This is a genomic window from Kitasatospora phosalacinea (assembly GCF_030268885.1).
Taxonomy (GTDB): domain Bacteria; phylum Actinomycetota; class Actinomycetes; order Streptomycetales; family Streptomycetaceae; genus Kitasatospora; species Kitasatospora phosalacinea_C.
In genome coordinates this window covers 17141-41099 of record NZ_BSSA01000044.1, presented here as the reverse complement: position 1 = coordinate 41099, position 23959 = coordinate 17141, and the positions used below count along the sequence as shown (strand labels likewise).

General features: G+C 75.7%; 27 protein-coding genes. 13 read left to right on the top strand and 14 right to left on the bottom strand.

The genetic code is table 11. From position 1 onward, the window contains the following. Positions 1–60: 60 nt before the first annotated feature. On the bottom strand, positions 61–1170 hold the full coding sequence (locus QSK52_RS39595; RefSeq protein WP_352230354.1) for a glycoside hydrolase domain-containing protein: 1110 nt from the start codon (positions 1168–1170) through the stop codon (positions 61–63). Between the two features lie 149 nt (positions 1171–1319). On the opposite strand from QSK52_RS39595, the gene QSK52_RS36700 reads away from it, so the two are divergent. Continuing rightward, entirely contained in the window at positions 1320–1754 is a 435-nt protein-coding gene (locus QSK52_RS36700) for a BlaI/MecI/CopY family transcriptional regulator (protein ID WP_285740618.1), read from the top strand. A gap of 3 nt (positions 1755–1757) precedes the next feature. Beyond that, positions 1758–2705 (top strand): M56 family metallopeptidase, encoded by a 948-nt coding sequence (locus tag QSK52_RS36695; RefSeq protein WP_285740617.1) that lies wholly within the window; start codon positions 1758–1760, stop codon positions 2703–2705. A gap of 183 nt (positions 2706–2888) precedes the next feature. Here the strand turns inward: QSK52_RS36695 and QSK52_RS36690 are convergent, their stop codons facing one another. The 3 genes from QSK52_RS36690 to QSK52_RS36680 form a co-directional block, all read right to left on the bottom strand. Further along, positions 2889–3737 (bottom strand): SDR family NAD(P)-dependent oxidoreductase, encoded by an 849-nt coding sequence (locus QSK52_RS36690; protein ID WP_285740616.1) that lies wholly within the window; start codon positions 3735–3737, stop codon positions 2889–2891. Continuing rightward, positions 3734–4333, bottom strand: a complete 600-nt coding sequence (locus QSK52_RS36685; protein WP_285740615.1) for a TetR/AcrR family transcriptional regulator — start codon at positions 4331–4333, stop codon at positions 3734–3736. The genes QSK52_RS36690 and QSK52_RS36685 overlap by 4 nt, the downstream gene beginning before the upstream one ends. A 125-nt stretch (positions 4334–4458) precedes the next feature. After that, positions 4459–5094 (bottom strand): NAD(P)-dependent oxidoreductase, encoded by a 636-nt coding sequence (locus tag QSK52_RS36680; RefSeq protein ID WP_285740614.1) that lies wholly within the window; start codon positions 5092–5094, stop codon positions 4459–4461. 148 nt (positions 5095–5242) lie between these two features. Between QSK52_RS36680 and QSK52_RS36675 the strand changes: the two genes are divergently transcribed. After that, a complete protein-coding gene (locus tag QSK52_RS36675; RefSeq protein WP_285740613.1) occupies positions 5243–6010 on the top strand; it encodes an SDR family NAD(P)-dependent oxidoreductase in 768 nt (255 codons plus the stop codon). Positions 6011–6083: 73 nt separating this feature from the next. After that, the gene (locus QSK52_RS36670; protein ID WP_285740612.1) at positions 6084–6701 is read left to right on the top strand and encodes a TetR/AcrR family transcriptional regulator; all 618 of its coding nucleotides are present in this window, start codon (positions 6084–6086) and stop codon (positions 6699–6701) included. Positions 6702–6777: 76 nt separating this feature from the next. Here QSK52_RS36670 and QSK52_RS36665 read toward each other — a convergent pair whose 3' ends face one another. Beyond that, the gene (locus QSK52_RS36665) at positions 6778–7422 is read right to left on the bottom strand and encodes a DUF6542 domain-containing protein (protein WP_285740611.1); all 645 of its coding nucleotides are present in this window, start codon (positions 7420–7422) and stop codon (positions 6778–6780) included. 270 nt (positions 7423–7692) lie between these two features. Here QSK52_RS36665 and QSK52_RS36660 point away from each other — a divergent pair, with 270 nt between their 5' ends. The 3 genes from QSK52_RS36660 (at position 7693) to QSK52_RS36650 (ending at position 9527) form a co-directional block, all read left to right on the top strand. Beyond that, the gene (locus QSK52_RS36660) at positions 7693–8361 is read left to right on the top strand and encodes a transglycosylase SLT domain-containing protein (protein WP_285740610.1); all 669 of its coding nucleotides are present in this window, start codon (positions 7693–7695) and stop codon (positions 8359–8361) included. An 84-nt stretch (positions 8362–8445) separates the two neighbouring features. Further along, a complete protein-coding gene (locus QSK52_RS36655) occupies positions 8446–9024 on the top strand; it encodes an EF-hand domain-containing protein (RefSeq protein ID WP_285740609.1) in 579 nt (192 codons plus the stop codon). A gap of 77 nt (positions 9025–9101) precedes the next feature. Next, positions 9102–9527 carry a Clp protease N-terminal domain-containing protein gene (locus QSK52_RS36650; protein WP_285740608.1) on the top strand — a complete coding sequence of 142 codons (426 nt, stop codon included), beginning with the start codon at positions 9102–9104 and terminating at the stop codon, positions 9525–9527. On the opposite strand, the gene QSK52_RS36645 is transcribed toward QSK52_RS36650, so the two are convergent. Further along, a complete protein-coding gene (locus QSK52_RS36645) occupies positions 9508–9903 on the bottom strand; it encodes a hypothetical protein (protein WP_352230353.1) in 396 nt (131 codons plus the stop codon). The genes QSK52_RS36650 and QSK52_RS36645 overlap by 20 nt on opposite strands. A 101-nt stretch (positions 9904–10004) precedes the next feature. Here QSK52_RS36645 and QSK52_RS36640 point away from each other — a divergent pair, with 101 nt between their 5' ends. Then, positions 10005–10751: a VIT1/CCC1 transporter family protein gene (locus tag QSK52_RS36640; RefSeq protein ID WP_285740606.1), complete on the top strand. Its 747-nt coding sequence runs from the start codon at positions 10005–10007 to the stop codon at positions 10749–10751. A 68-nt stretch (positions 10752–10819) separates the two neighbouring features. Here QSK52_RS36640 and QSK52_RS36635 read toward each other — a convergent pair whose 3' ends face one another. Next, positions 10820–11917 (bottom strand): chemotaxis protein, encoded by a 1098-nt coding sequence (locus tag QSK52_RS36635; protein WP_285740605.1) that lies wholly within the window; start codon positions 11915–11917, stop codon positions 10820–10822. 83 nt (positions 11918–12000) lie between these two features. Continuing rightward, entirely contained in the window at positions 12001–12510 is a 510-nt protein-coding gene (locus QSK52_RS36630; RefSeq protein WP_285740604.1) for a DUF2809 domain-containing protein, read from the bottom strand. 84 nt (positions 12511–12594) lie between these two features. On the opposite strand from QSK52_RS36630, the gene QSK52_RS36625 reads away from it, so the two are divergent. Then, positions 12595–13119: a 2'-5' RNA ligase family protein gene (locus QSK52_RS36625; protein ID WP_285740603.1), complete on the top strand. Its 525-nt coding sequence runs from the start codon at positions 12595–12597 to the stop codon at positions 13117–13119. 7 nt (positions 13120–13126) lie between these two features. Here the strand turns inward: QSK52_RS36625 and QSK52_RS36620 are convergent, their stop codons facing one another. Then, the gene (locus QSK52_RS36620) at positions 13127–14212 is read right to left on the bottom strand and encodes an epoxide hydrolase family protein (RefSeq protein WP_285740602.1); all 1086 of its coding nucleotides are present in this window, start codon (positions 14210–14212) and stop codon (positions 13127–13129) included. A gap of 111 nt (positions 14213–14323) precedes the next feature. Here QSK52_RS36620 and QSK52_RS36615 point away from each other — a divergent pair, with 111 nt between their 5' ends. Beyond that, a complete protein-coding gene (locus QSK52_RS36615; protein ID WP_285740601.1) occupies positions 14324–14797 on the top strand; it encodes a MarR family winged helix-turn-helix transcriptional regulator in 474 nt (157 codons plus the stop codon). A gap of 48 nt (positions 14798–14845) precedes the next feature. On the opposite strand, the gene QSK52_RS36610 is transcribed toward QSK52_RS36615, so the two are convergent. After that, positions 14846–16108, bottom strand: coding sequence for a hypothetical protein (locus QSK52_RS36610; RefSeq protein ID WP_285740600.1), 1263 nt, complete (start codon positions 16106–16108; stop codon positions 14846–14848). Continuing rightward, a complete protein-coding gene (locus QSK52_RS36605; RefSeq protein WP_285740599.1) occupies positions 16101–17642 on the bottom strand; it encodes an alkaline phosphatase D family protein in 1542 nt (513 codons plus the stop codon). Before QSK52_RS36605 ends, QSK52_RS36610 begins: the two co-directional genes overlap by 8 nt. Positions 17643–17968: 326 nt before the next feature. On the opposite strand from QSK52_RS36605, the gene QSK52_RS36600 reads away from it, so the two are divergent. Next, positions 17969–18463: a hypothetical protein gene (locus QSK52_RS36600; RefSeq protein ID WP_285740598.1), complete on the top strand. Its 495-nt coding sequence runs from the start codon at positions 17969–17971 to the stop codon at positions 18461–18463. Between the two features lie 89 nt (positions 18464–18552). On the opposite strand, the gene QSK52_RS36595 is transcribed toward QSK52_RS36600, so the two are convergent. Together QSK52_RS36595 and QSK52_RS36590 are read right to left on the bottom strand one after the other, a co-directional pair. Next, a complete protein-coding gene (locus QSK52_RS36595; RefSeq protein ID WP_285740597.1) occupies positions 18553–19179 on the bottom strand; it encodes a hypothetical protein in 627 nt (208 codons plus the stop codon). A 252-nt stretch (positions 19180–19431) separates the two neighbouring features. Next, positions 19432–20115 carry a macro domain-containing protein gene (locus QSK52_RS36590; protein ID WP_285740596.1) on the bottom strand — a complete coding sequence of 228 codons (684 nt, stop codon included), beginning with the start codon at positions 20113–20115 and terminating at the stop codon, positions 19432–19434. A gap of 159 nt (positions 20116–20274) precedes the next feature. On the opposite strand from QSK52_RS36590, the gene QSK52_RS36585 reads away from it, so the two are divergent. Together QSK52_RS36585 and QSK52_RS36580 are read left to right on the top strand one after the other, a co-directional pair. Then, entirely contained in the window at positions 20275–21888 is a 1614-nt protein-coding gene (locus QSK52_RS36585) for an ADP-ribosyltransferase domain-containing protein (RefSeq protein WP_285740595.1), read from the top strand. A gap of 163 nt (positions 21889–22051) precedes the next feature. After that, complete coding sequence (locus tag QSK52_RS36580; RefSeq protein ID WP_285740594.1) at positions 22052–22828, top strand: methyltransferase domain-containing protein; 777 nt, start codon at positions 22052–22054, stop codon at positions 22826–22828. On the opposite strand, the gene QSK52_RS36575 is transcribed toward QSK52_RS36580, so the two are convergent. After that, positions 22797–23930 (bottom strand): serine hydrolase domain-containing protein, encoded by a 1134-nt coding sequence (locus QSK52_RS36575; protein ID WP_285740593.1) that lies wholly within the window; start codon positions 23928–23930, stop codon positions 22797–22799. The genes QSK52_RS36580 and QSK52_RS36575 overlap by 32 nt on opposite strands. Between the last annotated feature and the right edge of the window lie 29 nt (positions 23931–23959).

The window sequence follows — 23959 nt, the reverse complement described above, 5'->3', positions numbered from 1 at the left end:
TCATCCGGTGTCCCCGGGGTGAACGCCGGGGCCCGGCGGGGGCGGGGACCTGGGGCCCCGTCAGCCGACGACCGCGACCGGGGCGTCCCAGGCGTTGCGGTCGACGGTGACGGTGGCGCCGCCGTAGCTCTCCTTCTGGTTGATCTGGTACTGGTGCGCGCGGCGGTGCCCGCTCCACAGGCCGGCGGCGAACGGGAAGCTGCCGGTGGTGTCGGCGGCGCCGTCGTAGCGGGCGTACCACATCGCGTCGGGCAGGTCGGGGGCGTTCTCCCCGGCGGCCTTGGCGATGCCCGCGGCGCTGGAGGAGGCGAAGCCGTAGAACCCGGCCCAGTAGCCGGAGCCGTGCACGGCGCGGTTCCAGGACTGGACGTAGGCGAGGACGGCGTCGGCGCAGGAGGTGTCGGCGGTGTTGTAGGCCTCGACGTCGAGGTAGAGGGTGCTGCCGGGGCGCATGCCGAGGGCGGCGGCCTTGGCGACGGCGTCGTTGCCGTCGGTGGTGCCGAGCGGGACGGCGGTGTCGGCGGTGAGCTTCTCGGGGCTGCTGCCGGTCTGGCAGGGCGGCTGGGCGCCCACGTACAGCGGGACGAGCTTCCAGCCGCTGCTGCTCACGGACTTGACCCAGTTGGCGGTGAGCTGGGGCTGGGCGCAGCCGCGGTTCTTGCCGCCGATGTAGACGGCGGCGGCGCCGTAGGGGCTGGTGCCCTGCCAGGCGTTCATGGTGGCGAGGCCGGGAGCGGTGCAGGTGTCGAAGGCCAGGCCGGTGAAGGTCACGGGGGCGGTGCCGGGCTTGGCGACCGGCGCGGCGGGCGGGGCGGCCGCGGTGCCCCTGGCCGCCGGGCTCGACCCGGCGGCGGACGCCGAGGGGGAGGTCGAGGCCGACGCGGAGGCGGAGGCGGACGCCGAGGGGGAGGCGGACGCGGACGCGGAGGTCGACGGCACGGCGGAGGACGCGGCGCTCCCGTCGGGCACCGGCGTGCCGGCGGCGCCCTCGGCGGTGGCGGCGGGGGCGGCCGCGGGGTGCTCGTCGCCGCTCCCGGCGGCGGCGAGCGCGGCGGCGCCGGATCCGATCACCAGGACGGCGGCGGCGGAGAGCAGGACGGCGCGGCGGTTGCGGGGGCGGCGGCGTCCGGACGACTCGCGGGCGCGGTGGTGCGACACGTGACTCTCCACGGGGGGGTGATCATGCGGTGGTTCCGCACACCATAACGGGTACTTGGCGAAGTCTTTACCCGCTGCCCGGGCGGCGGGGTCGGCCCCCTAGGATGGAGGGCGAACTGTCCGAGTCGGGCGCGGGGCGGCCGTGCCGGAGGGAGTCTCCCATGGAGTTGGCGGGCGTCGACCCGGGGCGCGACGAGGGCGGACGGCCGCGGCGCCGCGGGCAGGGCGAGCTGGCCACCGAGGTGCTGTCGGTGCTGCACCGGGCGCCGGGGCCGGTCACGGCGTCCTGGGTGCAGGAGCAGGTGGGCGGCGACCTGGCGTACACCACGGTGATGACCATCCTGTCGCGGCTGCTGGCGAAGCAGGCGGTGGTGCGCAGCCGGGCGGGCCGGGCGTACGTCTGGTCGGCGGCGGCGGACGCGGCGGGGCTGACGGCCCGTCGGATGCGCCGGCTGCTGGACACCGAACCGGACCGGGACGCGGTGCTGGCCTCCTTCGTGACGGCGCTGACGCCCGAGGACGAGCAACTGCTGCGCTCGCTGCTGAACGCGGCGGAGCCCTCCCCGGGGGGCGGGAGCCGGGGCGACGGGCGCTGAGCGATGGGCTTCTTCGTCTTCCTCCCGCTGGTGCTGCCGTTGACCTCGCTGCCGATCGCGCGGCTGGCCGAGCACCACCTGCACCCGCGCAACGCGGTGCGGCTGCTGTCCTGGATCGGCGTGACGATGGCGGTGTGCAGCACGCTGGCGCTGGGCCTGCTGTTCGTGGTGGGCACCGCGCAGATCCCGGGGAACCCGCTGCCGGACAGCTGGTCGGACCCGGAGATCCGGACGGCGGTGCCCTTCCACGAGGCGGTGGGCACCACGGCGGTGGTGGGCCTGGTGACGGTGCTGACCGCCTGTTCGCGCTCGCTCCGCCGCCACCTGCGCATCCGGGCCCGGGCGCAGCGGGCGCTGGCCCCGATGTCGCCGTCCCCGGCGCCGCAGGGCCCGGACCTGGTGGTGCTGCCCGACCCCGAACCGTACGCGTACGCGGTGCCGGGCGGGCCGGGCCGGGTGGTGGTCTCGACCGCGATGATGGACAGCCTGGACGCGGACGAGCAGCGGGCGCTGCTGGCGCACGAGCGCTCGCACCTGGCCAACCGCCACCACCGCTACCTGCTGGCGGCCCAACTGGCGAGCTGCGTGAACCCGTTCCTGCGTCCGCTGCAGAAGGCCGTCGGGTACGCGACGGAGCGCTGGGCGGACGAGGAGGCCGCCGGTTCGGTCGGTGACCGCCGCCTGACCGCCCGCGCGGTGGCCCGGGCCGCCCTGGTCACCCGCGGCGGCGGCCCGGCTCCGTCCTTCGCCGCCTTCGCCGCCCCCGGCCCGGTGCCCCGCCGGGTCACCGCCCTGCTCAGCCCCGCCCTGGGCGAGGCCTGGCCCCCGCCCGCCTCGCCCGCGGGCCTTGCCGCGATGGTCGCCGCCGCGGGCACCGCGGTCTCGGCGGTCTCGGCCCTGAACGCGGCGGTGGCGCTGCTGCTGCTGGTCAAGGCGGCGACGCCCTGGTGAGGGCGGGCTGTCCCGTCGGCCTCCGCGCCCCCGGGCCGACCTGACGGCCTTCCTCGCGCCGGGAGCCGGGACCGGAACCGGAACCGGAACCGGAACCGGGACCGGGACCGGAACCGAGACCGGGACCGGAACCGAGACCGGGACCGGATCAGCACGGTGATCCTCTGCCGGCGCCGGGCGCGGTCAGGCCGGCTCGGGCAGCGGGAAGCTGCGGCGCATCAGGGCGTCGAAGGCCGCGTCCGGCAGCAGGCGCTTGGCCAGCATGGTGGAGCGGGCCAGCGCGCCGATCGCGTACCGGGCGCGCGGCCGGGCAGCGGTCGCGGCGCGGACGATCACCTTGGTCGCGGCCTCCGCGGGAACGGCGCCGTTGCGACGGGTGAACGTCCGCCGGGCGTACATGTCGGCGAGCCGGGTGCGGAAAGAGCCGTACGGGTCGGCGGGGTCGGCGGCGGGGTGCATGGTGCCGACCGCGGTGGCGCCGAACTCGGTGATGGTGGGCCCGGGCTGGACCACGACGACCTCGATGCCGAACGGTGCGACCTCCAGCCGCAGCGAGTCGCTGATCGCCTCCACCGCGTGCTTGCTGGCGTGGTAGAAGGCGCCGCCGGGCGGGGAGAAGCGGCCCGCCATCGAGGAGATGTTGACGATCCGGCCCCGCCCGGCGCGGCGCATCCCGGGCAGCACCAGCTGGGCCATCCGGACCAGGCCGAAGACGTTGGTGTCGAACTGGGCGCGGACCTCGTCCGGGGTGGCGGACTCCACCGGCAGGTGCAGCCCGTACGCGGCGTTGTTGATCAGGACGTCGACGCTGCCGTGCGCGGCCTCGACCGCGGCGACCGCGGCGGTCATCGACCGCTCGTCGGTGACGTCGAGCGGCAGGGTCGCGATGCCGAGCGCGGCCAGGTCGGCGAGGGTCTCGGGGCGGCGGGCGGTGGCGTACACCCGGTGGCCGAGGCCGTGCAGGGCTAGGGCGGTCCGGCGTCCCATGCCGGAGGAGCAGCCGGTGATCAGGACGGTCCGGGGCGGGGTCATCGGTCGGCCTTTCGGTGGAGGAGGTCCCAGACGGCGGCTTCGGCGCGGTCCAGGTCTTCGGCGGGGAGGGTGTCGAGGCCGCCCGACGGGCGGACGAGCTTCACCAGGCCGGCGAAGGCGCCGAGGGCGAGGCCGACCAGCTGCTCGGCGTCGCCGTCGCGGATCGCGCCGGCCTGCTGGCCGCGCTCGATGAAGTCGGCGGCCAGCCGGTGCAGTTCGTCGGCCAGGGCGCGGCTCTCGGGGTCGAGGAAGGTGTCGTGCTGCTGGTGCTCCAGGAACACGAAGGCGTCCGGATGGGCGCTCGCGTAGCGGGTGAAGCCGCGCCAGAAGCGGGCGAACTCCTCCCGGGCGGTGCCGGTCGGGCCGCCGTCGGCGAGCGCTCCGGCGAGGGTGTCGAGCAGGGTGCGCTTGGCGTGCCGGAACGCGGCGTTGCCCAGCGCCTCCTTGCTCGGGAAGTACCGGTAGATGCTGCCCACGCCGACGCCCGCGCGCTGGGCGACGGCGGGCATCTGGGTGCCCTCGTAGGTGCGCTCGGCGAACAGCGCGAGGGCGGAGTCGATCAGCAGCCGGTCCAGGTCCGTTCGTTTCGGCGTCACGGAATGAATGTTCATTCCGCCCGGGGGCGGATGTCAAGCGGCCCGGGCCGCGGGCCGACGGGCCGGCCGCGGGGCGCGGGCCGCGCAAGGAGGTCGGGCCCTCGTCCCGGCAGGGCGGCGTCCGGTCACGCGTCGGCGACGTGCACGATCCTCCCGAACGTCTCCGCGTCCCCCAGGTGGGCGACGATCCACGTGGCCACGGTGGCCCGGGCGGCGGCGCCCGCACGGGGAAGCGGGTGGTCGTACGAGGTCCGCGGGTGCGCGGAGGCCGGCCCGTCCTTGAGCACGGGGACGCGCACGACCGTCCACGGGGTGTCGGACTGCGCGAGCCGGGCCTCCATCCGGGCGAGGTCCTGGTGGATCTCCCGGTACAGCCGGTCGACGACGAGGGTGGTCACCAGCCGCTGGACGAGGGGCAGCCGGGAGGTGTCCAGCCCGGCCGAGCTCATCGCGACCAGGTGCCCGACGTCACCCGAGGCGCAGGCGGCGGTCAACTCCCGTGCACCGTCGGAGAAGACGGTGGTCGCTCCGCGCCCGGCCGTACCGAGCGCGGCGACGACGGCGTCCTGTCCGGCCAGCACCCCGCGCAGGGAGCCGGGACGGCCGACGTCGGCACGGGCGGTGAGCGGGGTGCCGTGGGGGAAGGCCGGGATCCTGGCGGGGTCACGGGCGACGGCCGTGACGGTGTGTCCGGCGGCGAGGGCGAGGTCGACGACCAGGCGGCCGGTGCGGCCGCTGGCACCGACGACGGCGATCTTCACGGATTCCTCCTGCGTGGCGGCGAGGGCGGTCCTGGTGATCCCGCGCCCCGTTCTTGTGATTCATTCATACACGCTGTATGAATGAATTAGTTACACCCCAGGGAACCAGCAGCGGACAGCCGGCGCAAGCCCGAAGGAGCGAGCGGACATGGGAGTTCAACACACCGACCTGGACGGCAAGGTCGTCGTCGTCACCGGGGGGAGCCGGGGCATCGGCGCGGAGACCGCCCGCGCCTTCGCCCGCCAGGGAGCCGCCGTCGCCGTCCTCGGCCGCGACGGGGCGGCCCTCGCCGCCGTCACCGCCGAACTGCACGGGATCGGGGACGCGGGTGCCCTCGGCCTGGTCGCCGACTGCACCGACGCGGCTGCGCTCGCCGGCGCCGTCGAACGGATCGGGAGCGAGCTCGGCCCGGTCGACGTCCTGGCCGCCTTCGCCGGGGGCGACGGCTACCCGGTGCCCACCGTCCGGGAGACCGAGGAGCACTGGCGCTCGGTGGTGGACGGCAACCTCCACGCCACCTTCCTCACCGTCCGCGCCTTCCTGCCTGGCCTGCTGGAGCGCGGCACCGGCTCGATCGTCACCATGGCCTCCACGGCCGGCCGGCTCCCCGGCGGCTCCTCCGCCGCCTACGCGGCCGCCAAGGCGGGGGTGCTGATGTTCACCCGCCACCTGGCCCTGGAGGTCGCCGGTCGGGGCGTGCGGGTCAACGCGATCGCACCCGGCGCCGTCCGCACGGAGACCACCGCCGAGCGGATGCCGCCCGAGGTCCGGGCGGCCGTCGCCGCCGCCCACCCGCTCGGGCGCCTGGGCGAGCCCGAGGACGTCGCCTCGGCCACGCTCTTCCTGGCCTCCGAGGCGTCCTCCTGGATCACCGGCCAGACCCTGGACGTCAGCGGCGGCCGGGTCATCCTCTGAGCGGCCCGCCGCCGGGATCGGGGATACTGCCGACGCGGAGCGCGCACGTGCTGGCAGGGCGGAGGAGGACGGGATGAGCCCCCGGTCGTACCGGATGGGACAGCGGCAGGCCGAGGTCGACGAGACCAGGGCCCGGATCGTCGCGGCCGCGAGGGCCCAGCTCACCGAGAGCGGGGCCCTCTCCCTCGACGCCGTCGCCCGCCGGGCCGACGTCGCCCGCGCGACCGTCTACTACCAGTACAAGTCCAGGACGGGGCTGTTGGAGGCCCTGTGCGACGCCCTCGCGGCCGAGGGCGGCCTGGCCCGCCTCGCCGAGGCGTTCGGGCACCCCGACCCCTGGGCGGCGGTGGACCGCTTCGTCGAGGTGATGGCGGGCTTCTGGTCGGTGGACCCAGCCTGCACGCGACGGCTGCGCGCCCTCGGGGCCCTCGACGAGGAGGTGGGACGGATCATCGCCGAGCGTGACGCCCGCCGGCGCCAGGGCGCCTCCGTCCTCGTCGGCCGACTGCCCGACGCCCCGCCCGGTGCCGCTTCACTGCTGTACGTCCTGACCTCCTTCGAGACCTTCGACGCGCTCGCGTCCGAAACTCCCTCGACGGCTCCCGGGGGCCCCTCTCCCGGATTCCTCGAAGCCGCCGCCCCGTCCGTCGTCAGGCTCGCCCGCGCCGCCCTCGGCGCGCCCTCGGCCTAGGGCCCGCGGGGTGCGTCGCCGGTCCCAGTCGACGCAGGGGACGCCGGTGCCGTACCCGACGGTGGCCTCTCGGCGTTCAGGCCCGGCGGGCCCGGCGGGCGCGGAATGTGCGCAGGCCGACGGCCAGCAGGGCGGCGGCGAGGGCGGCGAGCATCCACGGGAACTGGGCGCTGACCAGTTTCAGGCCCTCGGTGCCCAGCCCGGCGCCGCGGTACTTGTCGCCGCGCGCCAGGCAGTCGACGCCCCCGGCCACGGCCAGGGTGACCACCGGGGCGCCGCTGACCACCCACCACCAGCCCGCCCGGCTGCTGACCAGGGCGGCCAGGACCGGCCCGAGCACGGCGCAGGCCGCGTAGCCGGCGCCCAGGCCGGGGCCGGCCAGTTCGTCGGCGAGCGCGCCGAGCACCGGGAGGCCGAGCGCGGGCAGGACGGCGGGCATCCGGTTCCACGCCGTGGCGCCGCGCGCGGCCGCCCTCCCGCCCCGCCGCCCGTTCCCGCCGCCGTCACCGTCGCCGTCCGCGCGGCGGGCGGTCCGGGCCGGGCGGGGCCCGCTGCCGCCGTCGGGGGCGGGCTGCTCGTCCCGGTGGGGGCCGCGCTGCGCGGGCACGGGGCGGCCCGGGGCGACCGTTCCGCCCGGCTCGTCCTGCTCGTCCTGCTCGTCCCGCCCGCCCCGCGGCAGCGGTGCGCCGCCGTGCGTGCCGACCGGCCTTCGCCCCGTCATCGCCACCTCTCGTCCACTGCCGCGCCGCTCCTGCGGCGTCCGACCGTTCCGGCCTACAGACGCGTGGCGGGCACCCCCGGTTCCTCTACGTAGCTGTAGAGGTTCGAGCGAAGCACACAAATCCGCTCCGGGTACGTAAGCTCGCCACAGGTCGCCGCCCGGTCCCGGGCGGCACCCGGCAGAACACGACAGCCCGGCGGCAGGACACGGCCACCGGGCGTCCTCGGGTCCGGAGCACCCCGGCGGCACGTGCGGGAGAAGGAGTCAGCGGTGGCGGAACGCGGCGCGAAGTGGCCGTGGGCGGTACTGGCGCTGGCCGTCCTGGGGATCTGGCTGTACGAGCGCGGCGGCGACCACCCCGCACCGCCCGACGCCGCCCCGGCCGCCACCGCCTCCTCCTCCCCCGCTGCCTCCGCCTCCCCCTCCCCCACCGCCTCGCGGCCCCCGGGCGACTACGCGCCGAAGTACTTCGCGGCCGAGGTGAAGCAGTACGCGGCCGAGGCGGGGGTCAACCCGCAGCTGGTGATGGCCGTCCTGTTCAACGAGGCGTACAAGCCGCACGGTCCGGACGTCGAGCGCGCCTGGCAGAAGATGAAGCCCGACGCCTCGTTCGGCATCGCCAACATGCACCGCGCCGCCTACGAGGAGACCCGGCAGGGCCGCCCCTTCGCCGACCGCCCCTGGGAGGACCTCCCGGACGACCCGGCGCTGGCCGTCCGCGCCGCCGCCTGGTACCTGCACGACCTGGGCGCCCAACTGCCCGCGCACCCGGCGGCCGCGCTGAGCCGCGACGAGCTGATGGCCCTGGGCTACAACACCGGCGCGGGCAACATGCTGCTCTTCGCCCGCGGCACCAGGCCCGGCCCCGAGGCCCGCGCCTACCTCGACAAACTGCACGACAACTGGTCCAAGTCCGCGGACGCCCTCGCCGCGCACTGACGCCCGCCGGTGGCGCACCGGCGGTGCGGCGGGACGGACGGATAGGATGACGCTCCGTCAACTACCGCCCAACGGAGGGTCACCGTGTCCGACGACCTGCTCATCGCGAAGATCAGCCACGGCTTCGACCACCTCGACGCCGACGGGGACGGGCGGCTGACCGAGCACGACCACGTCCTGATGGGACAGTCGGTGGCGCGTGCACTGGGCCACCCGGCCGGGTCCGCGGAGGAGCAGCGGATCGTCGGGGCGTACGTGGCGATCTGGCGGGAGCTGCACCTGCCGCACCTGCCCGCGGGGGCGCAGGAGATGGGCCGGGCGGAGTTCCTGGCGTCCACCGCCTCGCTGGCCGACGACCCGGAGGCCGCGGAGGCGACGCTCGGTGCGCTGGCCCGGGCGTTCCTGGCGGTGGCGGACGCGGACGGCAACGGACGGGTCGACGCGGACGAGTTCTTCGCCTTCCAGCGCGGCCACTTCCCGCAGTTGCGGCGCAGCGACGCCGACACCGCCTTCGCGCACCTGGACCGGGACGGCGACGGGGCGCTGTCCCCGGAGGAGTTCGTGCGCGCGATCGTCGAGTACTGGACCAGCCGCGACCCGGACGCCCCGGGCAACTGGTGGGCGGGCGGCCCGCAGGGCACCCCGGACCGGACCGCGCCCTGACGGCCGCTCAACGCCCGGCCGGTGAACCGCCGGTTCCGGTTTGACCGGGCGGCCGCGCCCGGGAGAGCCTGACCGGCATGACGGAGCACGCCCTCGACCCGGCCGACGGCCCCCACGCACCGGACGACCTGCTGGACGCGGCCCGCGCCGTGGCGGTCGAACGGGGGCACAACGAAGTCACCACCGGGCACCTGCTGTTGGCGCTGCGCGGGCAGGTGCCCGGCGTCGCGCCCGGTGCGCTGGCGGAGGCGGTCGACCGGGCCCTGGCGGCGTACGCCTGGCGGCCATTCCCGGTGCCGGCCGGCGAGTTCCCCCCGCTGTCCCGGTACGCGGGCGAGGTCCACGAGCGGCTGGGCGAGGGCGGTTCCGGCCCGCTGGCGGCGCGGGTGCCGCTGGCCGTCCTGGAGTGCGAGCCGTCCGGGCCGGGCCGTCTGGCGCTGCACGCGCTGGGCCTGACGACCCGGCAGGCCCAACGCGAGCTGGTCAGCGCTGCGGCCGGCTGAGCTTCGACACCCGCCGGGCGGCGTGCCGGTGCGCGGCGAGGTCCGCCACGTCCCGGGTGAGCAGGGCGCGGGCGACCGGCAGGCCGGTGCCCGCCGCGGCGGCGAGGCGCTCGCGGACCTCGCGCGGGGTGCGCGGCCGCCAGCCCGGGCCGTGGCAGCAGCCGGACTCGAACCGGACCCCGGCCTGCAGCAGTGCGGTGAGCGCCCGCCAGGCGGCGGTGTCGGCACGGCGCGGGACGTGCAGGTCCTGCCCGGCGTCGATCAGCGGGCCGCGGCAGCGCGGACACGCCGTGGTGCCGCCCGTCCGCCGCTTGTAGGACGCGCGGCAGGGCAGGCACACGTGGTGCCGACTGCCCGTCCCTCCTCGGTAGCACATGCCCGCCATCCTGACGCCCCGTCACCAGCTGCGGCAACGCGTTTTCCGGTGTCCCGCCCGGGCTGCGGGGTGGAACGGCGCCCGGCGGGCACACTGGCGGCATGACCGATTCCCGCACCCGGGGCATGGGCCCCGTACCGCCGCCGCCGGACCACGACGAGGCGCACGGCGGGGGGTTGGGCGGGCGGTTGAACTGGCTGCGGGCCGCGGTGCTGGGGGCGAACGACGGCGTGGTGTCGACGGCGGGCCTGGTGGTGGGCGTGGCGGGCGCGAACGCCTCGTCCACCGAGCTGTTGACGGCGGGTCTGGCGGGCCTGCTGGCGGGTTCGCTGTCGATGGCGGCGGGCGAGTACGTGTCGGTGAGCACCCAGCGGGACGCGGAGCAGGCGGCGCTGGCGCTGGAGCGGCGGGAGCTGCGGCTGACGCCGGAGGCGGAGCTGGCCGAGCTGGCGGGCCTGTACGAGGCGAAGGGGCTGGATCCGGAGCTGGCCCACCAGGTGGCCGTGCAGTTGACCGCGCACGATGCGCTGGCGGCCCACGCGGAGACCGAACTGGGCATCGATCCGGACGAGTTGACCAATCCGTGGCACGCGGCGTGGGCGTCCTTCGCGGCGTTCACGGTGGGTGCGCTGCTGCCGCTGCTGGCGATCGTGCTGCCGCCGCAGTCGGTGCGGGTGTGGGTGACGGTGCTGGCGGTGCTGGCGGCGCTGGTGGTGACGGGGTGGGCGAGCGCCCGGTTGGGCGGGGCGGAGCCGCGGCGGGCGGTGCTGCGCAACGTGCTGGGCGGCGGGGTGGCGATGGGCGTGACGTACGCGGTGGGGGTGCTGCTGGGGGCGTCCACCGCTTGAGGTCGTGGGCGCGGCGAGGGGCCCGCCGCCGGTCCGTCCCGGTGGCGGGCCCCTGGTGCGCGCGGAGGTCAGTAGCGCAGGTCGGCGGCGATCCGCCCGGCGTCGGAGAGGGTGCCGTCGGGGACGAAGCTGACGGTGGCGCCGGTGTCGAGGGCGCGTTCGATGACCTCGTCGACGACGTCCTCGCGGGCGCCGGCCTCGCCCTCCTCGGCGGGGACGAGGTGGTCGCCGTCGTCGCGGGCGGTGGTGCGGAAGTTCTCCTCGACCACCAGCAGGGCGATCCGGCCCTCGGCGGCGGTCTGCCAGACCTCGTCGATCCCGGCGGCGAAGGCCTGGCGGCCGCGGGCCTTGTCGAGGCGGGCGAGGGCCTCGGTGATCTCCTGGTCGGCGTGCGCGCGGACGGCGGGCTCGACCGTCTGGCGAACGGTCTCGGCGGTGGCCTGGGCGAGGCCGCCGTGCGGGATCTGCGAGGTGGTGGCCTTGGTGATCGGGCCGACGGCGTCCAGCAGGGCGAGGGCGGGGGCGTCGCCGACCACGTACAGCGGGCGGGGGTCGGCGGCGAGGACCTTGCCGATCGCGGTGTCGGCCTGCCGCAGGAAGGTCTTGGTCTCCTCGTCGCGGAAGGTGCTGGGGGTGTCGCCGATCCGCTCCTGGCGCTCGGGGTCGGGGTTGTCGTAGACCCGCACCAGCGGGAAGCCGTGGGCCTGCTCCTCGGTGACGCGCTCCTGGGTGCCGCCCCACAGGACCACCCGGTCGGCGGCGACCGCGAGCACCCAGTACGGGCGTTCGGCGATCTGCGCGGAGACCAGGTTGCGGGTCAGGAAGGTGTCGGACAGGACCACCCGGGCGGGGGCGGTGCGGCCGAGTGACCAGACCTGGTGCTCCCCGGGGGCGACCAGGATCGCCAGGCCGTCCTCGGCGTGCACCAGGTCGACCTCGGCGACCGCCCTGTCGAGCTGCTCCAGGACGTCGATCCGGGTGGCGCGGGAGACCTCGGGGTCGGCCTGGACCTTCTCCTTCGCCTCCGCCACCAGGTTGCGCAGGCGCACCGGGTCCTGCGCGTTGTCCGGCTCGCGGCGGTGCGTGGGCATCAGGATCGACACCGCCGGGTAGGGGCGGGGCCGACGCAGCTCGGCGAGGACGGCGGGGCTGAGGGCGGGGTGCATGGAGACCCTTTCCGAAGGCGGTTCGGCCTTCTGTGCGTGGACGCGCGAAGCCTGTGTTCTGCTCCCGAATGTCCCAAATGTACCTATCTGCCCCCCGGCTTGCCCTTCGGCGCGTCGAACCGCCGGGCGCGCCGGGCGCGGCGGCGGGCCAGCCGGTGGACGGCGACCAGGGCGGCCGCGCCGAGGGCGTAGCCGGGCAGGTCGGACGGGTCGAAGGTGGTGCCCAGGACGAGGCGGGCGAGCAGGCTGTGCCGCCCGAGCTCGGCGGGCAGCCCGCTCGCCTGGAACAGCTCCACCGCCCAACTGGCGGCGAGCGCGGCGCCGCCCGCGGTCCACGGGCCGAGGCGGGGCGCGGCGGCCATCAGCACGGTGTGCAGCAGCGCGGTGTACAGCGCCCCGCCGAGCAGCGCGCCCGCCCGCCCCGGCACCAGCGCGGGCAGCACCAGCCCGAGCAGCAGCACGACCGCCGCGCCCGCCAGCCAGGACGCCCTGCCCGGGCCCGCCGCTCCTCCGGCGGCCCGGCGCCCCGGCCGGGCGCCGTCTCCGGGGCGGGGGTGCGGGCGGGGCGGCGGGCGCCGGTCGGTGGTGCGCATCCGCCCAGCCCATCACACGGGGCGGGCGGCGCGGGCGCCGGGGCGGGCTCCGGTCGGCGCGGGGGCGGGCCCTACGGTGAGGGCATGCGGACCATCGAGTTGACCTGCGACCCGGCCTTCGACCGGGCGGTGCGGACGGTGTGGCGGCTGCTGGCCGACGGCGGGGTGGACTCGCTCGCGGACAACCCGCACCCGGGGCACCGCCCGCACCTGACCCTGGCGGCGTGCGGGGAGATCGCACCGGACCGGCTGGCCGCCGTGAGCGAACTCCTCTCCGGCGCACTGCCGTTGCCGGTGCGGCTGTCGGGCCTGCTGTCCTTCTCCGCGCGCAGCCGCCGCCGGGTGCTGACCTGGGGCGTGGTGCCGGGCCCGGAGCTGGTCGACCTGCACCGCGAGGTGTGGCGGCTGCTGGCGGACGCGCCGGAGCCCGATCCGCACTACCGGCCGGGCCGTTGGATGCCGCACCTGGGCCTGACCCGCCGGGTGGAGCCGGACGCCCTGGCCCTGGCGCACCGGCTGCTGGGCCGCCACCCGGACCTGGTGGGGGTGTTCGACGCGGCCCGCTCCTTCGACGCGGACAGCCGGTCGACCGTCCCGCTCGGCACGTGATGCGCCGTCAGGCGGCGGTGGTGAGTGCGGTGAAGAACGTCCGGACGTCCCCGGCGAGCAGGTCGGGCACCTCCATCGCGGCGAAGTGGCCGCCGCGGTCGAACTCCGACCAGTGCCGGACGCGGTAGCGGCGCTCGACCAGCGGGCGGACGGCCAGGGTGATGTCGTGCGCGAAGACCGCGACGCCGAGCGGGACGGGGCAGGGGGTGGCGCCGCGCGGGGTCTCGCGGGCGAGGCGGGCGGAGGAGGCGGCGGTGGCGGTCAGCCAGTACAGGCTGACGTCGGTGAGCAGGCGTTCGTCGTCGACGGGGGTGGCCGGGTCGGTCCAGTGCGCGAAGCGTTCGGCGATCCAGGCGAGTTGGCCGACCGGGGAGTCGGTGAGGGCGTAGCCGAGCGTCTGCGGGGTGGTGGCCTGCAGGGACTGGTAGGGCGGCCGGTTGGCCTGGAGCGCGCGGACCGTGTCGAGCCGGGCCTCGTCGGCGGCGGAGAGCGGTCCGGCGTCCGGGTCGGGCGGCAGCGGCAGGTAGGTGACGTGCACGCCGACGACCCGGTCGGGGACGTGCGCGGCGAGGGCGGTGGAGATGCCCGCGCCGAAGTCGCCGCCGTGGGCGCCGTAGCGCTCGTAGCCGAGGCGGTGCATCAGTTCGGCCCAGGCGCGGGCGACCCGGGCCACGTCCCAGCCGCGTTCGCGGGTGGGGCCGGAGAAGCCGAAGCCGGGGATGGACGGGACGACCAGGTGGAAGTCGCGGCGCAGCGGTTCGAGGACGTCCAGGAACTCCAGGAAGGAGCCGGGCCAGCCGTGGGTGAGGACCAGCGGGAGGGCGTCGGGGTCCTCGGCGCGCAGGTGCAGGAAGTGGATCCGCTGGCCGTCGATCTCGGTGGTGAAGTGCGGGAGTTCGTTGAGCCGGGCCTCGTGGGCGCGCCAGTCGTGGCGGGTGCGCCAGTGCTCGGCGAGCTGCTGGAGGCGGGCCAGCGGGAAGCCGTAGTCCCAGCCGGCGCCGTCGACCTCGTTGGGCCAGCGGGTGCGGGCGAGGCGGTCGGCGAGGTCGTCGAGGTCGGCCTGCGGGACGTGGATGTGGAAGGGCTCGATCATGGGGTGTCACCTCTGGATGGCCGGCGGCGCAATCGTTAGCGCCACAAACGTTCGTCGCACTAATGAAGGTAGACTGTTAGTGACACTAACGCAACAGTGGGAGGACCGAGCATGAGCCCCGCACCCGAGGACGTCACGCCCGAACGGCTGCGCACCATCCCCAGCCGCCTGCTGGCCGGGGCCGCCGCGGCCGGCGACCGGCTGGTGAACGAACGGCTGGCCGCCGAGGGGGCCCGCAAGTGGCACTTCGCGGTACTGGTCGCGCTCGCCGAGACCGGCCCCGCCAGCCAGTCCGAGCTCAGCCGCCGCACCGGCGTCTACCGCAGCGACATGGTCGCCGTCCTGAACGAGCTCGCCGAGGGCGGCTACCTGGTCCGCGACCCCGACCCGGTCGACCGGCGCCGCAACGTCATCACCCTCACCCCCGCCGGCCGCGACCGGCTGCGCCAACTGGACGCCCTGGTCACCACCGCCCAGCAGGACCTGCTCGCCCCCCTCTCCCCCGCCGAACGGGCCGAACTCACCCGCCTGCTCACCCTGCTGGACACCCGCCACCGCCCCCCGCACGAGGGCGGGCACGCCTGACGGCCCGCCGGGTTCCCGGCGGGCCGTCGGACGGCTCTCAGAACGCCGTCACCAGTCCGAGTTGCTCGCGCCCAGGCCCAGCAGCACCTGGTCGAAGCCGTTGCCGTCGCTGTCGTCGGTGTACGACAGCGCGAGGGTGCCGAACGGGGAGGAGGCCACCGCGAGCTGCTCCTGGCGGCCGGCGGTGTCCCGGCTGACAGACCGGGCGGGCAGGCGGCCGGTGGAGCTGCCGTCCGGGTTGAGGCCCCGGGCCCACACGGCCGGGTCGGCCCCGGCGACGCTCCAGCCGACCACCACCGCGCGCTGGTCGTCGATGCCGATGCTCGGGCCGCCCGCCCCGGTGCCGGTGGAGACCTCGACCTCGGCCGCCGCCGGGGTTCCGGCCGCGGTGAAGGACCGGGCCCACACGCCCCGGGTGCCGGTGTGGTCGGACTCCCAGGCCACCGCGAAGTCACCGTTGAAGTCGGCGGCCACCGCCGGGTGCTGCTGCTGTCCGGCGCTGATTCCGTTGGCGCTGCGACGGGTGAGCGTGACCGCCCCGTTCGCCTTGGCCAGCTTCACCAGGCCGATCTGGTAGTAGCCGTTGCCGTCGGTGTCCTCGGCCCAGACCACCACCGCGTCGCCGGAGGCGGAGGTCGCCACGTCCGGGTCGTGGTGGGCGCCGCCGGTCGCGTTGACCGTCACCTCGTACGCCTTGGTGGTCGTCCCGGTGAACCCGGCCGCCTTCACGGTGGCCGCCGCGGTGCCCTGGACGTCCTCCCAGACCACCGTGAACGCGACCCCGGTGGCGCTGCCCGGGGCGCCGTCCGGGTCGACCGCGACGTGCGGGTGGACCTGCTGGCCGTCGGCGTTCGCGTTGGCCCGGCCGGAGCCGAGGAGCGCGCCGGTCGGGGAGAGCACCCGGTAGACCACGTTGTAGTAGCCGTTGCCGTCCGGGTCCTCGGCCCAGACCACGACGGCGTTGCCCCGGTCGTCCAGCCCGACGTCGGGCTGCAGGTGGCGCCAGGCGGTGCCCGCCGTGCCGCCCGCCGAGAGCTTCTGCTCGTAGACCGGCGTGCCGTCGTGGAACACCCGCACCCACACGTCGCTGTGCGCGTCGTCGGCCGGGTCGGTGGTGTCGCGGTCGTCCTCCCAGACCACCGCGGTGTCGCCGCGGCGGTTGGCCGCGACCGCGGAGGTGTCCTGGTCGCCGGTGGCGTCGCTGTTCGCGGCCGTCCAGCTGGTGGGGCCCGCCGCGGCGGCCGGGCCGGTCAGGGCGAGGAGCGCGGCGAGGGCGGCGGCGAGCGCGCCGAGCAGCGGGAGCCTACGCATCGGCCAACCCCGGCTTCCCGTCGTGGATGACGAAGGTCCGGGCGGTGGTCGCCGCGGCCCCGTGCTCGGTCACCGTGGCCACCGACCGGAAGTCGGCGGTGATCTGCGCGGGCGTGATCCGGGTGCGGACGTAGCCGCGCCGGTCGGAGTAGAAGCGCAGGTGCGGGTTGAGCGACCCGTTGGGCACCGCCGTGGTGGCGCTGCCGTTGCCGCCGCTGGTGATCGAGGTGCAGACCAGCTCGGTGCCGATCGTCGCCGAGGCGGGGTCCGCGTAGTCGGCCTTGAGGTCGTTGCCCCAGGAGGCGTGCACGTCGCCGGTGAGGACGACCGGGTTGCGCACCGCCCGGTCGACGATGCCCTGCTGGATCCGCGCCCGGCTGGCCCGGTAGCCGTCCCAGGCGTCCATGTTCATCGCGCCCGCCGAGTTCACGTTGCGGGCGAAGAAGACCTGCTGGCCGATCAGGTCCCAGGTGCCCAGGCGCCGGCCGAGCCCGTCGAGCAGCCAGGCCTCCTGGGCCGCGCCGGTGATCGAGCGGGACGCCAGGTCGGCGTCGGCGCAGACCTTCGTCCCGTCGCCGCACGCCTGGTCGTCGCGGAACTGGCGGGTGTCGAGCATGTGGAAGGTGGCCAGGGTGCCCCAGCGGACCCGGCGGTAGAGCGGGATGCTGTTGCCGATGGGGGTGGCGGCGGCGCGCAGCGGCATGTTCTCGAAGTACGCCTGGTACGCGGCGGTGCGGCGGGCCGTCCACTGGGCGGCCGTCAGCACGGGGCTGCTGTCGGCGCGGACCATGTTCGCGTAGTTGTTCTCCACCTCGTGGTCGTCCGGGACGACCAGCCACGGCGCGATCGCGTGCGCGGCCTGCAGGTCCGGGTCGGTGCGGTAGAGCGCGTAGCGGCGGCGGTAGTCGGCCAGCGAGACGATCTCGCCGCCCAGGTGCTGGCGCACGCCGTTGGTGGTGGCGCCGCCCTCGTAGATGTAGTCGCCCAGGTGCAGGATCAGGTCGGGGCGGTCGTCGGCCATCCGGCGGTAGGCGGTGTAGTAGCCGCTCTCGTAGTGGGCGCACGAGGCGAAGGCCATCGTGAAGTCGCGCCCGACGGTGGTCGGCGACGGTGCGGTGCGGGTGCGGCCCACCGGGGAGACGAACCCCTGGGCCCGGAACCGGTAGTAGTACTCCGCGTCCGGGGCGAGACCGCCCGCCAGCACGTGCACCGCGTGGGCCTGGGCGTAGCGGGCGGTGAACGTGCCGGAGGCGACCGGGGCCGCGAAGCTCTCGTCGGCCGACACCTGCCAGTCGACCGCGACGTCGGCGTCGGGCATGCCGCCCTGGCCGTCCGCGTTGGTCGGGGCCGGGGCCAGGCGCGTCCAGAGCACCACGCTGGTGTCGTCCGGCTCACCGGAGGCGACGCCGAGCGTGAAGGGGTAGGGGGTGGTGGCGGCGGCCGACGGCTGGGCCGACGCCCCGAGTTGGAGCGCGGCGGCGCCCGCGGTGGTGAGCCCGCCGAGCAGGAAGATGCGGCGACTGAGGTTGCTCATGGCCGCCCATGCTGGCGGTCCCGGGTGAACTCCCGGCCCTTCCGCGGAGGCCGCCGAGTGACGTGGTGGCGGCGCGAGTTGACATGCACGGGCGGTGCTCCGGGGCGGGAGGACACCTCGTCGTCATCGGTGGGGGCGTTCACCGGTCCTCGCCCGGCCCCGGGCCGCGGTCCGCGGTCCGCTCCGCGGAACCGCGCTGCCCGGACGGCCCGGACGGCCCGGAGCAGGGCGGCAGTCGGGCCACGGGCGTCCGGAGGCACGCCTCTGCCGGACGGCGGGATGGGGAGCCCTTGTCGTCCGCGCCGGAGAGAGCGGATGATCAGCTCGTGCACACAGGACGAGGCTCCTTCGACGACGTCCCCCTGAGCGCGCTGTTCCCGCAGCTGTCGGCCGCTGACGTCGGATCGCTCCGGCGGGCGGTCCAGCGTGTCGGCGCGGCTCAGCCCGTGCTGGTCGCCGGGGGGTGGGACTGGTTCCCGGAGCACGCGGTCGTCACGGGTCCGCGGTCCCGGACGTCGGTGATCCTCCTCCTGTGCGTCGTTCAGCCGTCCGGGGTGGGCGACTGGTGGGAGTTCCAACTGCAGGTGGGCTGGGCCGAGCAGGGTCGGCACGAGGTGAGCGCATCGGTCAACGTGGGCTGCTGCTGCGAAACCGACCACGGCACCCACGATGTCGACGTCCTCAGGTTCGTCGTCGGTGACGAGGTCTCCTTGCCGCGTGCCTTCGAAGCGTGTGCCGAGCGCACAGGGAGGTGGCTGGCCGATCCGCGCGACGCGGACCACTGGCGAGCCCGAGGAGGCCTGCCGACACGCGCCGGGTGAGCCCTCGGGCGGTCGGCAGCGAGACGGGTCGTCCTCGTCACCGCCGGCGCCACCGCGCGAACAGCCTGCGAGCCCCGCGGGGCGCCTTCTCAGTGCACCCGGCAGGGGGCGTACTCGTACGGGGCCCTGAAGCCCTGGACGGGGCGCAGTTCGGCCGTCCACTCGCCGGAGATGACGCCGCGGCGCAGCAGGAAGAGCTGGTTGGCGCGGCGGCGCAGCTGGGCGCGGTAGCGCTCGACGGTCTCCTCGCCGTTGACGGCGAGCTCGGTGACGAACTCCTCCAGCAGGCAGCTGCCGCACGCCCCGCCGAGGTGGTGGCGGTCGCGGGCGATCCCGGCCGCCTCCAGGCCCCAGACGGTGACGGTGCCGTCGGGGCCGACACCGGTCAGCAGGGCCTCCGGGGAGCCGTCCGCGGTGCAGACCGCCAGCAGGCGGGCCCGGAACGCCTCCGGGTCGACGGTGACCAGCGGCTGGGTCATCCGGCGGGCGGCCACCACCAGCAGGTGCGCAAGCACCGTGGCGACGGCGGTCACGCAGCCCGCGGCCAGCAGCCAGCCTGGGCCGTCGCCGAGACCCAGGCCGACGGCGACGCCCGACCAGAACAGCGCGGAGAGGTAGTCCCGCGCACGGGCGCCCTGCCACGCGAAGATCCGCAGCGCGGACCAGCCGGCCAGCACCGGGATGACCACCAGCCCGGCGGTCTGCCACACGCTCATGCCTGCCCCCTGACTCCCCCACAGCTGAGGATGTCCGCCCGGCGGGGCCGCCAACCTCCGCGCCGCGGGGCGGACGGGGGCGCGGGACGGGGCGGAACGGAAGGACCGGGGACGTCCGCCCGGCGCGGGCCACCGGCCTCCCCGCGGAGCGGGCGCTGCGCGCAGCCGGGCGGGGTGCCGGAGGAGCGGGGATGTCCGCGCAGCGGGCCCTCCGGCCTGCTCGTGGGGGGCAGGGGTGCCCCCCGGGAGGGGTCAGCGGCGGCGGGTGCCTCGGGCGGTGGTGGGGACGGTGAGGCGGTGGGGGCGGTCGACGGGGGCGGCGAGGAGGTCGTCGAGCTGGCTGGTGACGGTGGCGCGCAGGTCGTCCGCGTCGGTGAACTCGTGGTCCTCGAAGAGGGAGTGGCCGGTCCACATCAGGTTGGCGCAGACCCGGGGCGGGACCTGGCCGGTCCGGGCGCCGAGGCCGACCAGGGCGACGGAGGCGATGCTGCCGGGGGTGGCGGCGTTCTGCCGGTGGACGGCCTGGAAGGCGGCGGCGCAGGCGAGGGCGACGTTCAGCGTCTGGCTGACGTCCTGGGTGGAGGTGCGCATGGTGGGGGTGGAGATCAGGAAGCGGGGCACGGCCGCGCCGGAGGGCACGCACACGGCGCTGCCGACCTTGAGGTCGCCGCCGTGGCCGTCGCGGATGGCGCGCTGGACGCGCAGTTGGATGCCCGCGCCGAGGTGCCGCTTGATCACGGCGTCGAGGCCGCCGTCCATCCGTCCGCGGGAGTTGGTGGGCGTGACCCAGGCGTCGGCGTCGACGTCCAGGATCGAGCCGGTGCGGATCTCCACGCCCGGGGTGCCGGCGAACGCGGCGCGCCAGGCGGCGACCACCTCGGTGTTGAGGTCGGTCAGGACCACGCGCAGCGGCTGGGGGGCGTGCTTGACGGTCATGCGGGCGAACTCCGTTCGGCCGGGGGCTCGTTGTCGGTTCCGACGCTATCGGTGCGCACCGACAGCGCCGGGTCGGCGGCCTGTCGGCGGCGTGGCCTAGCGTGATCTTCGGATCGCACCCCTCGTACCCCTCGCACCCCTTCCCGGTTGGAGTCCGCCATGACCGAACCCACCCCGTCCGCCGCCGAGCCGAACGACCCGCTGGCGCTCGCCGAGCTGTTCAAGGGCGGCGGCGAGGACTGGCTCCCGGTGCTCAGGCGCACGATCGAGCTGCACCCGGACGCGGCGGCGTTCGTCGGGCCGGACCGTCCTCAGGACGTGGTGCCGGTGCGGGAGTTGACGTTCCAGGCGTTGAAGCCGAATCCGCCGGGCAAGTGGAAGGTCGTGGTGTTCGGGCAGAACCCGTACCCGCGGCCGGAGAGCGCGACCGGCATCGCGATGTTCGACAACACCTTCCAGGACTGGAAGGACAGCCAGTTCGGCCGGGTGGTGAGCATCCGCTGCATCGTCAAGGCGGCGGCGATGTGGAAGTACGGCATCCCGAAGAAGACGCCGATCGCCGACCTGCGGGCGCTGCTGGCGCAGCACGGCACCGTGCAGCCGCCGGAGTGGTTCCAGGCGATGCTGACCCAGGGCGTGCTGCTGCTGAACGCGGCGCTGACGGCGAGCAGTGACGGGTCGACCTCCCCCGCGGTGCACACCAAGTTCTGGAAGCCGGTCGCGGAGAGGATCGTGGAGGAGATCCTGCGGGCCAAGCAGGAGGGCCCCGAGGAGGACCGCGGCGTGGTGTTCGCCTGGTGGGGGACGCACGCGCGGGCGCTGAAGCAGTCGGTGGAGCGGATCGCCCGGCGCTACCCGGACGTGCAGGTGCGGCACATCGACCACCCCAATCCGGCGGCGCAGGGCGACGTGTTCTGCGACGGGGAGCACTTCGCGCAGGTCAACGCGGCGCTGGAGGGCCTGGGCGCGGATCCGGTGGACTGGCTGCCCAGCGCGGGCTGGCAGGCCGCGGCGGCCGCCGAGGGTCGCACCGACGAGGGGACGGCCTCCCGGATGGGGGCGTTCATCGCCTCCACCATGGAGCTGCACCAGCTGTACCTGGAGCGGCTGGCCTCGGTGAAGGACGAGGGCCTCGAACTGCCGCCCGTCACCGGTGTGTTCGACCTGGAGCGGCTGGGCTTCCGGGAGGCGGTGGAGCCGGTCGCGACGCTGCTGCGCGGGCTGGAGCGGCACGTCGGCTCGGCCCACGAGTTCGGCAAGCGGCACGCGGACGCCTCGGCGGGGGCGCTGGACGCGGAGGCGGTCGCGGCGCTGCACCTGTACACCTGCGAGTCGGCGTTCTACCGCGAGCTGAACGCGGCCCTGCGCCACCCGGACCGGGCCCGGCTGGCCCCGTACCTGCCGTACCTGCGGCTGCTGTTCGACGCGGTGGGCCGCCTGCCGGTCCGCCCGGAGCCGCTGTGGCGGGGCGTGGCGCTGGACCTGCGGGCGCAGTACCCGCTGGGGCGGACGGTGACCTGGTGGGGCGTCTCCTCCTGCACCTCGCGCCCGGCGGTGGCCCGCTCCTTCCTCGGCAGCCGGGGCAGGCGGACGCTGTTCGAGGTGCGCCCGGCCCGGGCGGTGGGGATCCGGGAGTTCTCGGCGTTCACCGAGGAGGAGGAGTACATCCTGCTGCCGGGCACCCAGTTGACGGTGACGGACGTGGTCGCCGAGCGCGGCGGCCTGTGCACGGTGACGCTGACCGAGTCGGCGGACGGGCCGCTGGTGTCCTGAGCGGCGCACGGTGCTCGTGCGGACGGACGGGGTGCGCCGTCGCACCCGGGTCTCCGTCCCGGGCGGCGGGTGCGCCGTCCGGGACGGCGTACGCCCCTTGTCGCGGCCCCCGGCAGGCGCCGGGATCTTCCCTGTTGGGGGCTGGTTTGATTGACTGCCCGTCATGACCTCCCGTGTGTTCGAATCCGTGCCGCCCGATCCGATCGCCTACCTGGACCGGCTGGCCGTCTCCGAACTGGGTCGGGAGTACAAGGCGGCGATGCTGGCGGCGCTGGCGGTCGAACGCGGGCAGACGGTGGTCGACCTGGGCTGCGGGCCCGGCACCGACCTGTCCGCGCTGGCCGAGGCGGCCGGGCCGGAGGGCACCGTGCTGGGGGTGGACCACGACCGGGAGGCGGTGGACACCGCCGCCGAGCGGACGGCCCACCTGCTGCAGGTCGACGTCCGGCTGGGCGATCTGCACGAACTGCCGCTGCCGGACGGGAGCTGTGACCGGGCCCGCACCGACCGGGTGCTGCAGCACGTGGCCGACCCGGCGCTGGCGCTGCGCGAGGCCCGCCGGGTGCTGCGGCCGGGCGGGCTGCTGGTGCTGGGCGAACCGGACTGGGGCACCCTGACCGTCGACCACCCGGACGCGGCGCTGACCGCCGCGTACACCCGGTACGTCACCGACCAGGCGGTGCGCAACGCCCGGATCGGCAGCCAGCTGCCGCGGCTGGCCGCCGGGGCCGGGCTGGAGGTGCTGGACGTGCGGCCGCTGACCCCGGTCTTCCGCGAGGTCTCCGCCGCCGACCGGGTGCTGGGCCTGCAGCGGGTCACCCACCGCGCGGTGGCGGCCGGCTACTTCTCCGCCGCCGACGCCGACCGCTGGCTGACCCACCTGGCCACCGGGACCTTCCTGGCCACCGTCACCTTCCACGTGGTGACGGCCCGCGCCTGACGGTCGGCCGCCCGGGGAGGAGGGCGAGGGCGAGCAGGTCGGTGAACACGCCGATCGGGTCGTCCCAGCCGCTCGCGGGATCGGTCCAGTCGCCGTTGGTGTTGACGGCGAGCCGACGGGTGCCGTCGGCGGTGGCGAAGGCGTACGTCCAGGAGCCGAAGGTCGCGCCGCCCATGCCCCAGAGGGTCTCGGTGCCACCGGGCGGCGTGAGGGCGCAGATGCCGAGGCCGTAGGCGGCGCCGGGGAGCCAGTCGCGGGTGGGGACAGTGGTGAGCAACTCCCGTTGCCACGCGGGCGGCAGCAGGCGGCCGGAGAGCAGGGCCGCCAGGAAGCGGTTCAGGTCGGCGACGGTGGAGACCAGGTCGCCCGAGGCCCAGAACGGGGCGGGATCGAGTGCGGTGGCGTCCAACACGGGCGCGCCGGGGTCGGTGCGGAAGAGCCTGGTGTAGTGGCGGGCGTGCGGGACGGGCAGGCCGTGGTCGTCGGCGGCGGGCAGGTGGGTGCCGGTCAGGCCGAGCGGGCGGCTGATCCGCCGGTCGATCTCGGCGGCCAGGGGGCGGCCGGTGACCCGTTCGACCAGCAGCCCGGCCAGGACGTAGTTGGTGTTGGAGTACGCCCAGCCGGTGCCCGGGGCGAACGCGGGCGGACGGGCCGCGGCCACCTGCAGCAGCGTCTGCGGCGGGTGGGTGGGGTGGGCGTTCAGCGCGGCCGGGTCGTCGGTGTGGCTGGGGATGCCGCTGGTGTGGTCGAGCAGCATCCGTACGGTCGCACCGGCGGCCAGTTCGGTTCCGGGGCCGGACAGTTGGTCGGTCACCTGGTCGTCCAGTCCGATCCGCCCCTCGGCGGCGAGCTGGAGGACCACGGTGGCGGTGAAGGTCTTGGTGATGCTGCCGACCCGGAACCTGTCCTGCGGGGTGCGCTCCCGCCCGGTCGCGGTGTCGGCGGTGCCCGCGGTGGCGCGCCAGCGGTGGGGGCCGTCGTGGAGTTCGACCAGGATGCCGGGGATCGCGCCCTCGGTGACGGCCCGTTCGAGCAGCCGCCTGATCTCCGGCTGGTCGGCGGCGGTGTCGGCGGTGGCGCTCTCGGTGTCGTGTCGTTGCACGGCGGCGGGTCCCCCTGGCCCCGGGCGGT